This window comes from Novosphingobium sp. SG751A (assembly GCF_013149295.1).
In the GTDB taxonomy this organism is placed as follows: domain Bacteria; phylum Pseudomonadota; class Alphaproteobacteria; order Sphingomonadales; family Sphingomonadaceae; genus Novosphingobium.
This window is the reverse complement of the sequence record NZ_JABGCB010000004.1, coordinates 186,091-201,603: the sequence shown is the minus strand read 5'-3', so window position 1 is coordinate 201,603 and position 15,513 is coordinate 186,091. Positions and strand designations below refer to the sequence as shown.

At 64.3% G+C, this 15,513-nt stretch carries 13 protein-coding genes; 7 read left to right on the top strand and 6 right to left on the bottom strand.

From position 1 onward, the window contains the following. Nucleotides 1-64 precede the first annotated feature (64 nt). From FHW96_RS06995 to FHW96_RS06965, 7 genes are all read left to right on the top strand, one after another. Entirely contained in the window at nucleotides 65-1,612 is a 1,548-nt protein-coding gene (locus tag FHW96_RS06995) for an FAD-binding oxidoreductase (RefSeq protein WP_172339826.1), read from the top strand. An 85-nt stretch (nucleotides 1,613-1,697) separates the two neighbouring features. After that, complete coding sequence (locus FHW96_RS06990; RefSeq protein WP_172339825.1) at nucleotides 1,698-2,987, top strand: MFS transporter; 1,290 nt, start codon at nucleotides 1,698-1,700, stop codon at nucleotides 2,985-2,987. Between the two features lie 10 nt (nucleotides 2,988-2,997). Beyond that, nucleotides 2,998-4,557, top strand: a complete 1,560-nt coding sequence (locus FHW96_RS06985; protein WP_172339824.1) for an FAD-binding oxidoreductase — start codon at nucleotides 2,998-3,000, stop codon at nucleotides 4,555-4,557. After that, nucleotides 4,554-4,967 carry a cytochrome c gene (locus FHW96_RS06980; RefSeq protein WP_172339823.1) on the top strand — a complete coding sequence of 138 codons (414 nt, stop codon included), beginning with the start codon at nucleotides 4,554-4,556 and terminating at the stop codon, nucleotides 4,965-4,967. Before FHW96_RS06985 ends, FHW96_RS06980 begins: the two co-directional genes overlap by 4 nt. Beyond that, a complete protein-coding gene (locus FHW96_RS06975; RefSeq protein WP_172339822.1) occupies nucleotides 4,964-5,392 on the top strand; it encodes a hypothetical protein in 429 nt (142 codons plus the stop codon). The genes FHW96_RS06980 and FHW96_RS06975 overlap by 4 nt, the downstream gene beginning before the upstream one ends. A gap of 27 nt (nucleotides 5,393-5,419) precedes the next feature. Beyond that, entirely contained in the window at nucleotides 5,420-7,045 is a 1,626-nt protein-coding gene (locus FHW96_RS26685; RefSeq protein WP_172339821.1) for a GMC family oxidoreductase N-terminal domain-containing protein, read from the top strand. Beyond that, nucleotides 7,042-8,517, top strand: a complete 1,476-nt coding sequence (locus FHW96_RS06965) for an aldehyde dehydrogenase (protein ID WP_172339820.1) — start codon at nucleotides 7,042-7,044, stop codon at nucleotides 8,515-8,517. The genes FHW96_RS26685 and FHW96_RS06965 overlap by 4 nt, the downstream gene beginning before the upstream one ends. Nucleotides 8,518-8,548: 31 nt before the next feature. On the opposite strand, the gene bluB is transcribed toward FHW96_RS06965, so the two are convergent. From bluB to FHW96_RS06935, 6 genes are all read right to left on the bottom strand, one after another. Then, a complete protein-coding gene (gene bluB, locus FHW96_RS06960) occupies nucleotides 8,549-9,190 on the bottom strand; it encodes a 5,6-dimethylbenzimidazole synthase (RefSeq protein WP_172339819.1) in 642 nt (213 codons plus the stop codon). A 69-nt stretch (nucleotides 9,191-9,259) separates the two neighbouring features. After that, nucleotides 9,260-10,570 (bottom strand): Hsp70 family protein, encoded by a 1,311-nt coding sequence (locus FHW96_RS06955; protein WP_172339818.1) that lies wholly within the window; start codon nucleotides 10,568-10,570, stop codon nucleotides 9,260-9,262. A gap of 1 nt (nucleotide 10,571) precedes the next feature. Further along, nucleotides 10,572-10,910, bottom strand: a complete 339-nt coding sequence (locus FHW96_RS06950) for a hypothetical protein (RefSeq protein ID WP_172339817.1) — start codon at nucleotides 10,908-10,910, stop codon at nucleotides 10,572-10,574. 70 nt (nucleotides 10,911-10,980) lie between these two features. Beyond that, complete coding sequence (locus tag FHW96_RS06945; RefSeq protein ID WP_172339816.1) at nucleotides 10,981-11,301, bottom strand: helix-turn-helix transcriptional regulator; 321 nt, start codon at nucleotides 11,299-11,301, stop codon at nucleotides 10,981-10,983. After that, nucleotides 11,298-14,501: an efflux RND transporter permease subunit gene (locus FHW96_RS06940; protein WP_172339815.1), complete on the bottom strand. Its 3,204-nt coding sequence runs from the start codon at nucleotides 14,499-14,501 to the stop codon at nucleotides 11,298-11,300. The genes FHW96_RS06945 and FHW96_RS06940 overlap by 4 nt, the downstream gene beginning before the upstream one ends. Then, the gene (locus tag FHW96_RS06935) at nucleotides 14,498-15,502 is read right to left on the bottom strand and encodes an efflux RND transporter periplasmic adaptor subunit (RefSeq protein WP_172339814.1); all 1,005 of its coding nucleotides are present in this window, start codon (nucleotides 15,500-15,502) and stop codon (nucleotides 14,498-14,500) included. The genes FHW96_RS06940 and FHW96_RS06935 overlap by 4 nt, the downstream gene beginning before the upstream one ends. Nucleotides 15,503-15,513: the final 11 nt, after the last annotated feature.

The window sequence follows — 15,513 nt, the reverse complement described above, 5'->3', positions numbered from 1 at the left end:
GAATGGTGTTCTGTTTTCAAAGCCTCCGGTTATGAGGGGCGCAAAGACTTGGGAGAAGCGTTTCATGTCAGCCGCGATTGCGCCCGCTGCGCCGGACCTTGCCACGCTGTCCTCGGCGTGGGAATGTTTTGCCGCCCTGCTGGGGACCGAAGGCGTGCTGGATGATCAGAGCGGCCTGCGCGCCTTTCATGATCCGTTTGAAGGCCCCGCCCCGCATGGCCATCAACCCGCGCTGGTCGTCCAACCGGCCAATGTCGAGCAGGTTCAGGCCGCCCTGCGCGTGGCCACCGAAAGGGGGCTCCATGTGTGGACCTCGTCCAAGGGGCGCAATTACGGCTATGGCGGTTCGGCGCCGGTTTCCGATGGCGCGGTGGTAATCAACCTGTCGCGGATGAACCGTATTCTGGACATTGACGCCACCCATGGCACTGCCGTGATCGAACCGGGCGTCAGCTTTGCCGACCTCTATGCCGCGCTGCGCAAGGACGACATTCCGCTGATGATGTCCGTGCCCGATCTGGGTTGGGGAAGCATCATCGGCAATGCGCTGGAGCATGGCATCGGCTATAATGTGATGGGCGATCATGCCTCGGCCCTGTGCGGACTGGAGGTGGTGCTGCCCGATGGGTCGCTGCTGCGTACGGGACAAGGCGCCCTGCCCGACAGCCCGCTGTGGCACCGGCACAGGCGGGGCTTTGGCCCGGCGGTCGATGATCTGTTCAAACAGTCCAATCTGGGCATCGTCACCAAGGCCGGGCTGCATCTGATGCCCCGGCCCGAAGTGATGGCCACCGGAACGATCCGCTGCGAGACCGAGGAGGACATCGTGCCCCTGATCGGCATGGTGCGCCGCCTGCTGCAATCAGGTGTGCTTCAAGGCGTGCCGATGCTGGTTTCCTCGCCGCCCATGGCCACGGGATCGGGCGCAGGGCGCTTTACCGCCGAAAATCTGCGTCAGGTGCTGCGGCCGGGTCGCTGGAATTTGCGTTTTGGCCTTTATGGCCATGAAGCGCTGGTTTCGGCCCGCCGCTCTGTGCTGGAGCGTGAAGTGGCCGCCATTCCCGGCGCGGTGATGGAACTGCGCCAATATCCGGGCGATGCCGGGCCCGAGGATGTCGAACCGCGCGACCTTATCGCTGCGGGAATCCCCAATCAGGTGCTGCTCGACCGGCTGAAAGGCGTGTTTGGCGACAGTTTCGGCCATATGGATTTTTCGCCGGTGCTGCCCATTGATGCCGATTATGCCCGCCGCACGGAAACCCTGCTGGGCGAGACCATGGCGCGCCATGGACTGATCGGCGCCTTTGGCCTGCTATGCTTTCCGCGCAGCATGGTCAGCGCCAGTCTGGTGATGTTTGACGCGACCGATCAGGCCCGAGTCGATGCCGCCCGCGCGGCGGTGCGCCATCTGTGCGACGAAGTGGCGAAATGGGGCTGCGCGCCCTATCGCGCCCATGTTGCGCTGGTCGATCATGTGCAGGACAAATTCGCCTTTGGCCAAAACGCGATGGCCCGTTTCTACACCAGGCTCAAGGATGCGCTGGACCCGGCCGGCCTGTTGGCGCCGGGCAACCACGGCATCTGGGCCGGCGGGCAGCGCGCAGCGCAATGACCTTGGGCCGGATTCGAAAATCATTCGATTATAAAAACATATGGGATGGGCCGCAGACATGCTCCACCCCGCGAGGAGAAAGACCATGAGTGGAGAGCGTATCTCCGTTGCCCAGGCGCACCGTCTGGCGCGCATGAATATAGTCGCCGGATTCCTCGTGTGGGGCATTGCTCTGGCGGGGGTCTCGATGATGATGCCGGTGATGTACAATTCCATTCTGGAATCAATGCATTGGACGATCGGCGAGACCACCCGATTCATGGCGATCAAGTCGGCCACATCGGCGCTGGGCGGTCTGGTGGCGGGCTCCTTGTTGGTGCGCGTAGGGGCCAAGCGGGTGCTGGTGCCCTCGATCTTTGTGATCGGCATTGCCACCAGCCTGCTTTATTTCGCCAAAAGCCTGCCCTTCTATTACGCGCTGGCGGCGGTTTCGGGCGTCTGTTCGGTGTGGAGCGTGATCGCCATTCAGGTGACGCTGGCGCGCTGGTATTCGGCCAGTCTGGGGCGGATGACGGGCTTTGCCATGCTGGGCGGGGCCTTGGCCGGTTTCATAGTGCCGATGAGCACGCGCATGGGCGTCACCCATTGGGGATGGCATGCCACAGCGGGCGTGGCCGGGCTGGTGGTGCTGGTTCTGGTGGGCCTTTCCATCTCGCTGCTGGTGCATGAAACGCCCGAGGCCTATGGCTATACCGCCGACGAATTGGACCCCGGCAAGGCCCGCCCCGGCGGCGCCCCGGCCGATCCGGGCGAGGATTTCGCCTCTTTCCGCAAGACGCCGCAATTCTGGATGCTGATTCTGGCCACCGCACTGTCGGGCGTCATCAGTAACGGGATCAACGAATATATCCCGCTGTTTATCGAAAAGCACACCGCGCTGGGCGCGACGGCCGCGGCGCTGGGCTTTACCATCGTCATGCTGATTTCGGGGCTGGGCAAGATCCTCTTTGGCTGGGTGTTCGACCGGCTCTCAACGCGGGGGGTGGCCTTGTGCTGGGCTCTGTGCGGGGTAGCGGCGCTGGCAACCTTTCCGATGGGGATTAAAGGGGCGCTGCCGTTGGTGGGTTATGCCACTTTCCTTGCCTTCACCATCCTGCGCGGCGTGTCGCATGGCGGGGTGATCGTTCAGGCGCCGGTGCTGGCGCGCCACATCTATGGCGTGCGGGCGCTGCCTCAGGTGATCTCGCTGTTGACGGCGGCCTTCCACCTTGGCGCGGCGGCCGGGATTGTGGCCATCGGTGCGGGCGTGGACAAGACCGGCGGCTTTACCCTGCCCTTCATCGTGGTGGCCTGCGTGGCCTTCGTCGCGGCGGGCATCGGTTGGCAATTCCATCCGCGCCACTGGGCCGGTCAGCAAGCCGCCGCCAAGGCCTGAGGGAGGATCTATGTCGATCTTGCTGCCTGCGGGCATGAATGGCGCGGCTTTTGACCGGGCGCTGGGCGATTTCCGCCGCGCGATTGGCGATCCATGGGTGCTCTCGGGCGAGGAGGACCGCCAGACCTATATCGACCCTTATGCGATGGGCGACGGGCTGGACCATGATTGCAGCGCGATCCTGGCCCCCGGCTCGGTCGAGGAAGTGCAGGCGATCATCCGCATCGCCAATCAGCACAAGACCCCGCTCTGGCCGGTCAGCCGCGGCAAAAATCTGGGCTATGGAGCAGCCTCGCCCAAGGAAAAGGGTAATCTCATCCTCGACCTTTCGCGGATGAACCGCATTCTGGATGTGAACGAGAAGCAGGCCTCCTGCCTGATCGAGCCGGGCGTGGGCTATTTCGACTTGTTCCGCCATCTGCGCGAACGCAATCTGCCGCTGTGGATGAGCGTGCCGGGCAATTCATGGGGCAGCGTGATCGGCAATGCGCTGGATCGCGGCATCGGCTACACCCCCTATGGCGACCATTGCGAGACATTGTGCGGGCTGGAAGTGGTGCTGCCCGATGGATCGCTGCTGCGCACCGGCATGGGCGCGATGATGGGGGCAAAGGGCTGGCAGAGCTATAAATATGGCTATGGCCCCGGATGGGACCAGATGTTCATGCAATCGAACCTTGGCGTGGTGGTCAAGGCGGGCCTGTGGTTGCAACCCGAGCCGGAGATGACGGCCAAGATCACGCTGGCCCTGCCCCGCTTCGACGATGCAGGCTGGGCGCTCGACATCCTGTGCGATCTGCGCCGCCGGGATATTATCCAGCACAATATCGTGTTCGGCTCGCCTGTGCGCGCGGCCTCCACCATGTCGCAGCGCGCCGATTGGTACACCGGCCCCGGCGCCCTGCCTGACAGCATCTCCGAACAGATGATGGCCAAGTTGGGGCTTGGCTGGTGGAATGCCAAGATCAGCCTGTTTGGCGATGAGGGCAGCGTGATGGCGCAGGTCGCGCTGATCCGCCGCCTGTTCGAACCGCGTCTGGGCGGTCCCTTGCAATTCGAGGTCTGGAAACGCGGCGAGCCGCTGGAAAAATCGGCCACCGGCATCCCCACCACGATGGGTCTGCAATCGGTCAACTGGTATGGCGGGCGCGGCGGGCATCTCAGCTTTGCCCCGGTCCTGCCGCAGGATGGCGACATGGCGCTGGCCTATGCCAAAAAGATCAAGGCCTATTACGAGGAGGTGGGGCAGGACTATTACGCCAGCTTCACCATCGGGCGGCGCCATATCAACAATGTCAGCCTGATCCTGTATAACCGCGACGAGCCCGAAGCCGTCACGCGGGTGGACAAGCTCTATCGCCACCTGCTGAAGGAAGCCGCCGCCAGCGGTTTTGGCGAATATCGCGGCCATATCTCCTATATGGACGAGGTGGCCGCCACCTATGACTTCGCCGATGGTGCGCTGGCGCGCCTCAACAGCCGCGTCAAGGCGGCGCTCGACCCCAACAATATCCTCGCGCCGGGCCGCAACGGTATCGGCAGCCGCACCCATGGGGGAGACAGGACATGATCCGCATCCTTGCCTTTGTGCTTGGGCTGATCCTCGCCCTGGCGCTGATCGCCATGCCCGCCGATGCGCAAGGCCCGGCGGCCCCGAAATCGGTTAATGCCACGCCCATCGCCACCACCGCGCTGGGGGCGATCTCTTACGGCGCGCAATCGGCCAATCCGGGCGAAAAGCTGTTCGGCCGCAAATGCGCCTTTTGCCATATCGGCCCCAGCACCGGCAAATTCATGCTGGCCCGCCGAGTGCCCAAGGGACAGGCTGAATTGCCTGATCGGCGCGACCTGACCGCCGATTATGTCAAGGCGGTGGTGCGCAATGGTCTGGTCAACATGCCCACATTTACCCGCGTGGAATTGACCGACCGCGAACTGGCGCAGGTTGCCGACTGGCTGGCGCGAAAGGGCCGCAAATGAGCGGGCCAAACATATCGCGCCGCGCCATGCTGGGGGCCATGGCGGTGTTGCCGGGGATGGGCATGGCGCCGCGCGCGTGGGCTGCGGGAGCGTGTCATTTCATCCTCGACGCGCGCCTGCCCGAAGCCGCCGCGATCCGGGCAAAGGCCGAAGCTGCAGGGCATCGCAGCGCTGATCCCGAAGGCGAGATCGTCCGCCTCTTGCTGAGCGACGAAGGCCGCCAAATGGCGGGCACGATCATCGGCCTGACGACCTACAGCGATTACATTCTGGCCCGCGACATACTGCGCATGCGGCATCGTCAGGTGGATCGACCCCATGCTCTGCCGGACGGCGATGCAGGCGATCTCCGCCTTGCCTCTCTGCGCGATGCCTGTGCGCGCCGCTGCGCCTCGCGGGCGACCTCCTTTCTCTGGCTGGCCTGAACCGGCGCCGACCCAAGGAATCCCAAAGTGTCCAAGTTAGAATTCGACTATATCATCGTGGGCGCCGGATCGGCAGGCAGCGTGCTGGCCAACCGGCTGAGCGCTGACCCGCAAAACCGCGTCCTCCTGGTCGAGGCCGGCGGCAAGGCGGACCATCCCTATATCCGCATGCCGCTCGGCTTTCTTCAGGCGCTGCGCAATCCGACGCTGACCTGGCAATTCGCCTCCGAGCCTGAGCCGCATCTGGAGGGCAAGGTTTTCCCTCTGCCGCGCGGGCGGGTGCTGGGCGGCTCGTCCTCGATCAATGGCACCGTGCATTTCCGGGGCCATCCCTTCGATTTCGACGATTGGGCCGAACTGGGCTGCACCGGCTGGGATTACAAAAGCGTCCTGCCCTATTTCAAACGCAGCGAGGACCACTGGACCGGCGGCAATCCATGGCGCGGCAAGGGCGGACCGATCGGCGTAAAGCCGGTCGATGTATCGCGCCTGATGGCCGGTGAATTGCGCGCCTCGGCGGCTTTGCAGGGCTATGCCTATAATCCCGATTATGACGGCATCGCCAACGAGGGCTGCGCCGATGTTCAGGTCGCGCTGAAAAATGGCGAGCGTTGCGGTGGGGCCAAAGCCTATATCGAGCCTATCCGTGGCCGTGCCAATCTCCATATCCTCACCCATGCGCAGGTCAGCCGCATCCTGTTTTCCGGCAAACGCGCCACCGGCATCGCCTTTGAACGCCATGGCGTGAACCAGACCGCCATCGCCCGACGCGAGATCGTGCTGTGCGGGGGGGCCTATGGCTCGCCCCAATTGCTGATGCTTTCGGGCATCGGCCGGGCGCCGGATCTGGCCCGACATGGCGTGGGCGTGGTGCATGAACTGCCGGGCGTCGGGCAAAATCTGCAGGAGCACGTGCGTCTTGCCCACCAATATGACGCCGCCCCGCCCCACAGCTTTGCCCAGCAATTGCGCTTTGACCGCGCCGCTTTGGCTTTTCTGCGCTGGTATTTCCTGCGTTCCGGCCCCTTTGCCAACCAGATCGCGGCGGCCTGCATCCTCGCCCGTTCTCAGGATGGGCTTGACCGCCCCGACCTTCAGATCATGTCCAGCCCGGTGCGGGTGGACGCCAATATCTGGTTCCCCGGTTTCGCCAGGCCCAAACAGGATTGCTTCTACAATTCGATCTGCCTGCTGCGCCCGAAAAGCCGGGGCAGCGTAACCTTGCAGGACAGCGATTTCCGCTCGGCCCCGCGCATTCATCTCAACCTGCTGGGCGATGAACGGGACTGGGATGTGCTGAAAAAGGGGCTGGGCATTTCGCGACGGATTTTCTCGAATGGGCCGATTGCCGATTACATCATCGAGGAAACCCTGCCTGGCGCCCATATTACCAGCGACGAGGCGCTTGATGCGATGAAGGCGCAATTGTCGGGCGTGGTGCATCATCCGGTGGGCACATGCGCGATGGGCATTGAGACCGATGCGGTCGTCGATCCGCAATTGCGGGTGCATGGCATTGGAAGCCTGCGCGTGGCCGATGCCTCGATCATGCCGCTGCTGGTGGGGGCCAACACCAATGCCGCCGCCGTGATGATCGGCGAGAAAGCCAGTGACCTCATTCTGCAATCCGCGCGTCAGGAGCAACAAGCATGAACCCGATTTTCGACACCGCCCGCGCGCGCATCGCCGCCCTGTCGGGCCATTTCATCAACGGCGCATGGCACGAAGGGACGGGGGCGACGATCCCGGTCCTCGACCCGGCCACCGAAACGGCCATCGGTGCGATTGCCGCAGGCGGGGCGCAGGAGGTCGATAAGGCCGTCCGCGCCGCTCGCCGCGCCTTTGACGCACCATCATGGTCCGCCATGCCCGCCGCCGAGCGCGAACGCCTCCTGCTGCGCCTTGCCGATCTGGTGGAGGAGAACCGCGACGAACTGGCCGCGATGGAAACCATCGACAATGGCATGCCCTATGGCGTGTCGCGGATGATGGCTGTGGGCAGCGCGATCAGCGCGATCCGTTATCACGCAGGCTGGCCCCGGCGATTGACGGGGGAAACGGTGCCCATGTCGGTGCCGGGCAACTGGCATGGCTATACCACACATGAAGCACTGGGCGTCGCGGCGCTGATCGTGCCGTGGAACGCGCCCTTTGCCATCACCTGCACCAAGGTTTCGGCGGCGCTGGCGGCGGGATGCACGGTGGTGCTCAAGCCTGCTGAACTGGCGCCCATGTCGGGGCTGCGTCTGGCCGAGCTGGTGACGCAAGCGGGCTTTCCCGAAGGCGTGGTCAATGTGGTGACCGGGACCGGCGCGGAGGCGGGTGCGGCGCTGGTTGGCCACCCCGGCATCGACAAGATCAGCTTTACCGGATCGACCGCCACCGGCAAGGCCATCCTGCATCAGAGCGTGGGTGATCTCAAACGCGTCAGCCTCGAACTGGGCGGCAAATCGGCCAGCATTGTTTTTCCCGATGCCGATCTGGCGCGCGCCATTCCCGCCGTGGCCATGGGCATTTTCGGCAATAGCGGGCAGGTTTGCGCGGCGGGATCGCGCCTTTTCCTGCACGATACGATCTTTGATCGTTTCATTGAGGGGCTGGTTGCCTTTACGCAAAATCTGCGCGTTGGCCCCGGCACGCAGGATGGCGTGGCGCTCGGCCCGCTGATCTCCGGGCCGCAGCGCGACAAGGTGATGGCCTATATCGAGGCGGGCCGCGCCGAAGGGGCCACGTTGATTGCCGGAGGCGATGCGCCATCGGGGCCGGGCTATTTCGTCAATCCCACGATCTTTGTCGATGCCGATCCGTCCATGTCCATCGTGCGCGAGGAGATCTTTGGCCCCGTCCTGTCGGTCATGAAATTTGGCGATGATGATCTCGACGATCTGGCCGCGCGCGCCAATGACAGCATCTATGGCCTGTCGGCCTATGTCTGGACCGCCAATCTGGGCCATGCCCATGCGATGGCGAAAAAGCTGCGGTCGGGATCGGTCAAGATCAATGGTTCGGGCATGGAATTCGCCCTGCCCTTTGGCGGCTTCCGGCAATCGGGGCTGGGCCGCGAACATGGGCGGCATGGGGTCGAGGCCTTTACCGAGGTGAAATCGGTGATGGTGGGCTGGTAAGGGATCGGGGCCGTTCAATCCGGCCCCACCTTCACCTCTCGAACAGGCGGTCGGCCAAAGGCTCGCGCGCCTGCCAGCCTTTCTGCTCCAGTTCGGGCGTGTCCGAGGCTTCCTGAGGGTAGCCGATGCACAGCAGCGCGATCAGCGACCAGTGATCGGGCACATCGAGCATCACCCCCACCGCATGAGGATCGAGGATAGACACCCAGCCCAGCCCGATACCGCGTATCCGCGCCGCCAGCCACAAGATCTGGATCGCCCCGACGCAGGAATAGCGCAGCATTTCGGGCATGGTGGCAATGCCCAGGCCATGCCCCGCGCTGGCCTGTTCATCGCAGAATACGGCCAGCAACTCAGGCGCCTCGCGGATGCCATGCAGTTTGAGCGCAAGATAGTCGTCATGGCGCGCCTCGCCCGCATAGCGCTGGGCGGCGCGCAGGTTTTCGGCATCGACATGGTGGGCCAGCCTATCGCGCAGTTCCGGCGAACGCAGGCGGACAAACCGCCACGGCTGGGAATGGCCGACCGAGGGCGAGAGCGCCGCCTGTTCGAGCAATTCGGCCATATCCCGTTCGGGCAGAGGATCGGGCGCGAAATGACGCACATCGCGCCGCCAGCGCAGCAGCGTATCGAATTTCTGCGCAAATTCCGCGTCAAACCGTGGCTGCGTCACGAGGCAAGGCACTCCCTTCGCATCACTATATGTCGATGATCAGCCCCTGTCTTGCGGATAATGCCCCGCTCAGTCCTGATCCTCTTCGCCCACCACCCAGTCGTGCAGATCCGGCGCATTGCCGATCAGGGCAAGACCATGGGCAATCGAGGTCAACTCATTGCCGGCGGCCAGACGGCCTTCGCCAAAGCGGCGCTCGAACAGGCGCCGCACCGCCGGAATCAGCGAGGAGCCGCCCGTCAGAAAGATATGATCGACCTGATCCGCGCTCAACCCCGCGCGCTCCAGCACCGTATCGACCGTTTCGCCGATCCGGCGCAGGTCAGGTTCGATCCACGCCTCAAACTCTTCGCGGCTGACATCGGCCTCAATGGTCAGATCGGCATCGGCAAAGCGGAAATTGGCATGGGTCTGGCTGGAAAGCGCCCGTTTAAGCTGGCCCACCGCTTCATACAGGGCATAGCCCAATTCCTGTTCGACGATGGTAATCATGCGCCCAATCGCGGCCGGATCGCTGGCGCTGCGCTTCAGCTTGGCCAGTTGTTCGAGCGTGCGCCGGTTGCGCATCAGCGCCAGACGCGACCAATCGCCGAAATCGGCGAAATGACCGGCAGGGATCTCCAGCACCTTGTCGAAGGAGCGATAGGTGCCGCCTTTGCCCAAAAGGGGCAGCACCAGATGATCCATGATGCGATAGTCAAAGCGGTCGCCCGCAATGCCAATGCCCGCCGAAGCCAGCGGTATGCAGCGCCGCGCAGCGCCCGGCGCCTCAACCCGGACAAGCGAGAAATCGCTGGTGCCCCCGCCGAAATCGGCCACCAGCAAGGTCGCCGGATCGCTCAACCGCGAGGCGAAGCTATAGGCCGCGCCCAGCGGTTCATAGACATAATGCACCGGCCGTCCCAGCATGGCGAACATCGCATCATAACGCTTGCGCGCCAACGCCACATCGGGCCGCCCCCCTACATAGCGCACCGGGCGCCCCACCACGACGCATTCAGGCGCATCCTTCATCGGATCGCCGCCATGCTGCATCAGATGGCTCAGGAAAATCTGCCCAAGTTCCTCAAACTTCAGCCGCTTTTCAAACAGATTGGCATGTTCGAACGAGGCGCTGGCCGCCACCGATTTGAACGATTGCAGGAACCGGCTGCCCTGAGGAAAATCGAGATATTCGGCAATTGCCCAAGGCCCCGCCTCATGCGCCAGCCCGCCGCGAAACGCCTCGTCCTGCCAGAAACACAGGGCCGAGCGGAACACCGTGCTGGGCCCATCGGGGGCGGCATATTCGATCATCTCGGCATGGTCCGTGCCCGATGCACGGGCGATGACCGAATTGGTCGTGCCGAAATCGATCCCGATGGCGCGCGTACCGTTCATCTCAGCGCTGCTTCTTCGCAATGGTCGCGGTGAAATCGGGATCTTTATTGGCCACCCAATCAACAAATTTGCGCACCGCCGGATTGGCCAGCAAGGCTTCGACATCCATCCCGTAGCGCTGCAATTCGGAATTGGTGAAATTGGTGATCAGCGTCTGCTGGCAAATGCCATGCATCGGCACGACATCGCGCCCGCCCCGGCTCTTGGGCACAGGATGGTGCCAGACGATCGTCGATCCGGTGGGCCGCCCGCAAAGCCAACAAGGGACGACCTCGACAGGGGCCTCCTCTTCCTGATGCATGTCGCCATAGGGGTCACGTTTTGAATGTTTGCGGGCCATGTCTGCTTCCAACTGGTTTGCCTCCCCTATACCGGCCCGGCCCGGCAAGGCAAATCGCTGAACAGGCGGATCAACAGGAACCCAGCGCCCCGCGCTCGCACAGCGCACACATCGCATGGATCACGCCCGAGATGACCGGATCCTTCAGCCGATACCAGCGTGTCTGGGCCTCGATGCGGACATGGACGACATCCTCGGCGCGCAGCAGGGCCAGATGCTGCGACACGCCCGATTGCGACAGGCCGGTGATCGCCACCAGTTCGTTGACGCTCACCTCGCCCTCATCCATTCGGCACAGCATCAGCAGGCGTTCGGGATGGCTCATCACTTTCAGGCGGCCCGCCATATGGTTGGCATGGACCTTCAGTTGGGAAAGATCGGATGGTTTCATACCGTCTCCTCGCCCAGAGGAACGCCGTCATCGCGCAGCACGACATAGATCGCCGGGATCACCAGCAGCGTCAGCAGCGTCGAGGATGCCAGCCCAAACAGCAGCGAGATCGCCAGCCCCTGAAAGATCGGATCGGTCAGGATCACGCCGGCCCCGATCATCGCCGCCGCCGCCGTCAGGGCGATGGGTTTGACGCGGATGCGCCCGGCCTCGATCAGCACTTGGCGCAGACTCTTGCCGGGCGATGCCGTATGGCGGATGAAATCGACCAGCAGGATCGAATTGCGTACGATGATCCCGGCCAGCGCGATAAAGCCAATCATCGAGGTGGCCGTAAAGGGCGCGCCAAACAGCATATGCCCCGCCACGATCCCGATCAGTGTCAGCGGCACGGGCGTGAGGATCACCAGCGGCAGTTTGAAGCTGCCGAACTGCCCCACCACCAGCACATAGATCGCCAGCAGCGCCACCATAAAGGCCGCGCCCATGTCGCGGAAAGTCACCCATGTGATCTCCCACTCGCCGTCCCAAAGGATCGAGGGGCGGCTTTCATCCTCAGGCTGGCCATGCATCAGGATCGCAGGTTTCACCATGCCACGCCCGGCCCAGTCATAGGCCTCCACCGCCCGGTCCACAGCGATCAGACCATAGATCGGCGCTTCATAGCGGCCCGCCATATCAGCCATCACCATGGTCGCGCCTCGGCCATCGCGGCGGAAAATCGCCTGCCCGCCCGCCTCGCGCCGCGCGTCCACCACTTCGCCAAGGCTGAGCAATTGGCCCGAGGGCGTGGCGGCCACCGGCGTTGCCGCCAACGCTCCCGACCAACTCCGCTGCGCCTGATCCAACCCGATTTCGACCGGCAAGGGATCGCGGTCGGCCCCGCGCGGCACATAGGCCAATGTCTGCCCGCCCATCAGCGCGCCGATGGAATCCAGCACCTGGCCGCTGGACACGCCGTAATGGTCGATCCGGTCGCGGTCGGGCACCAGCCGCAAAGTGGGCCGTGCCTCGCCAAAGCTGTTGTCGGTATCGACGATGAAGGGCACCGAGCGGAAGATCTGTTCCAGCACCAGCGCGGTCTTTTGCCGCGTGGCCTCATCCGGCCCGTAAACCTCGGCCAGCAAGGTGGCCAGCACCGGCGGTCCGGGGGGCGTTTCAACCACTTTGATGACGCCGCCCCTGGGCAGGGCCACCGCGCCCAGTCGCTCGCGCAGGTCCACGGCAATGGCATGGCTTGACCGGCTGCGCTCGCCCTTGGGGGCCAGCGTGACCATCACATCGCCCATTTCGGGTCGCGCGCGCAGGAAATAGTGGCGCACCAATCCGTTGAAATTAAAGGGCGCGGCGGTCCCGGCATAGACTTCCATCGCGGAAACCTCGGGGATCTGGCGGGCGACGGCGGCGGCCTGTTCGGCCATGCGCCCGGTCGTCTCCAGCGATGTGCCCTCAGGCATATCGAGGACCAATTGCACCTCGCTCTTATTGTCAAAGGGCAGCAGCTTGACCGTCACCGCCTTGAAATAGAACATCGAGCAGGCGATCAGCGTGGCCACCCCTACCCCGATCAGGAAACGCTTTGCACTGGCCCGTGTGGCGATGACGCGCGTGGCATAGCGGGCATAGATCGCCCCCAGACGCCCACCGCCCCCCTCATGGTCATGGCCATGGGCCAGCGCCTCGCGGGCAAAGCGGATCATCAACCATGGCGCGATCACCACGGCGACAAAGAAAGAGAACACCATCGCCGCGCTGGCATTGATCGGGATCGGCGCCATATACGGCCCCATCAGCCCCGAGACGAACAGCATCGGCAACAGCGCAGCCACCACCGTCAGCGTGGCGATGATCGTGGGATTGCCCACCTCGGCCACGGCGTCGATGGCGGCCTGCTGGCGAGATCGGCCACCGTCCATAGACCAATGCCGGGCGATATTTTCGATCATCACAATCGCGTCATCGACCAGAATGCCGATGGAAAAGATCAACGCAAACAGGCTGACCCGGTTGATCGAGAAGCCCATGATGCGGCTTGCAAACATGGTCAGCATGATCGTGGTGGGAATAACAATCGCCGTCACTCCCGCCTCGCGCCAGCCAATGGCAAAACCGATCAGGATGACGATGGAAACCGTGGCCAGTGCCAGATGGAAGATCAGTTCATTGGCCTTTTCATCCGCGCTCTCGCCATAATTGCGCGTGACATTGACCGCCACGCCCGCCGGGATCAACCCGCCCTCCAGCGCCTCCACCCGCGCCACTACGGCTTGCGAGACATTGACCGCATTGGCCCCGCCCCGCTTGGCAATGGCGATGGAAACCGCAGGCGCCATCGACCATGCGCCGCCCTCGCGCGCCCAGCGCCAGCTATGCGCCTGGTCCTGCGCCCCGCCTTGCTCCACCCGGGCCACATCGCCCAGCAACACCGGCGCCCCGCCCGCCGCGCGTACCGTCAAACGGCGCAGTTCATCAACGCTGGTCAAAGGCGCGCCTGCGGTAACGGCCAGCGCCGCCCCATCCTCGCGCACTGCGCCCGCCGGGAAGGACCGCCCGCCCTGCCGCACCGCCTCCATGACCGAGGACAGAGGCGCATGGGCCGCCGCCAGCCTTGCCGGATCGGGGATCACGCGGATCGCCTCGCGCTGGCCCCCGGTGATGAAGGTCAGCCCCACGTCGTCCACCTTGGCCACCTCGCTCCGCAGCTTGGCAGCCAGCGTATAGAGGCTGCGCTCATCCCATCCCGCGCCCTTGGGGGTCAGGGTCAGCACGAGGATCGGCACGTCAGAAATGCCGCGCACCGTGATCTGCGGCGGCAGGACGCCTGCGGGAATCTTGTCGATATTGGCCTTGATCTTTTCATCCACACGGGTCGCCGCCGCCTCGGGGTCCTGCCCCACGGCAAAGCGTGCCGTGACCATCACGCCATGATCCTCGGCTTGCGTATAGACATGCTCGACGCCGTCGATGCTCTTGACGATCTGCTCCAGCGGCTTGCCCGCCAGTTCCACCCCGTCCGCCGCCGAAAGCCCCGGTGCGGCCACGCGAATATCGACCATCGGCACCTTGATCTGCGGCTCTTCCTCTCGCGGGATCGTCACCGTGGCGATCAGCCCGACAAGGATCGCGGCCAGCAGAAACAGAGGGGTCAGGGGCGAGGCAATGGTGGCTTTCGTGATGCGACCCGAAAGACCCGGATTCATCGCCCCGCTCCCTGATCGACGCCGACCAGCACATCGCCATCCCGGACGCCGGAAAGAATTTCAACCATACCATCGGCGGCAGGCGTGATCTGCACCGGCACTTGCGAAGCGGCGCCTTTTGGCCCGATCACCGTGGCATAATCCAGCCCATAGCGCGTGGAAATGAAGCCGCGCGGCACGATGATCGCGCGATGGGTGCCCACCTCTAGCTGCGCGGCCACCCGCCGCCCGATCAGGGCGGCGTCAAGCCCTGGGAGCGCCACATCGGCGCTGACCTGACCGGCCTGAACCGCCGGATAAATGCGCGTGACGGTGCCGTTCATCCCTTCAGCGCGGACTTTGGCGCCGGGGCGGATTTTGGCGGCCAGCGCTTCGGGCATATCCAGCCGCAGGACCATCGGGCCGGATGTGACCACCGCCACCACCATGCCCGGCGCCACCGGCGCGCCCGCCGGCACATCGGCGCGCAGCACGCGGCCATTTGCGGGGGCGATCACTGCACCATTGCCTGCCATGGCACGGATGCCGGCCTGCTGGGCGCGGGCGGCCTGTGTCTGGGCGCTGGCGGCCTGCGCGCCCGCCTCGGCCTGTTCCAGCCGCGCCTTGGCATAGACGCCATTGGCGGCAAGGAATTTCACCCTTTCCAGTTCGGCATGGGCCTGCGCTGCCTGCGCCTGCGCGGCGGCGGCCTGCGCGCCATAGGCGGCGGATTGGTAGGAGAGCTGATTGTCGATGATGCGGCCGATTACCTGCCCTTTATGCACACTGTCGCCCGCCCGCACGGAAAGGGTGGACAGGACGCCGGGAATACGCGCCAGCACCTGCGCCTGATCCTGACTGGTCACTTCGGCCGACACGCTTTGCCAATCGGGCGTATCGCCGGCTTTGACGGTCAGGCGCGGCCCGGCGGCGGCCCTGGCCGTTTCAGGCGCAGGCTGATCCGAACCGCATCCCGCCAAAGCAGCCGCCATCGGCAATGCCATCGCCAGCCATCCACGCATCCGCCCTCTCC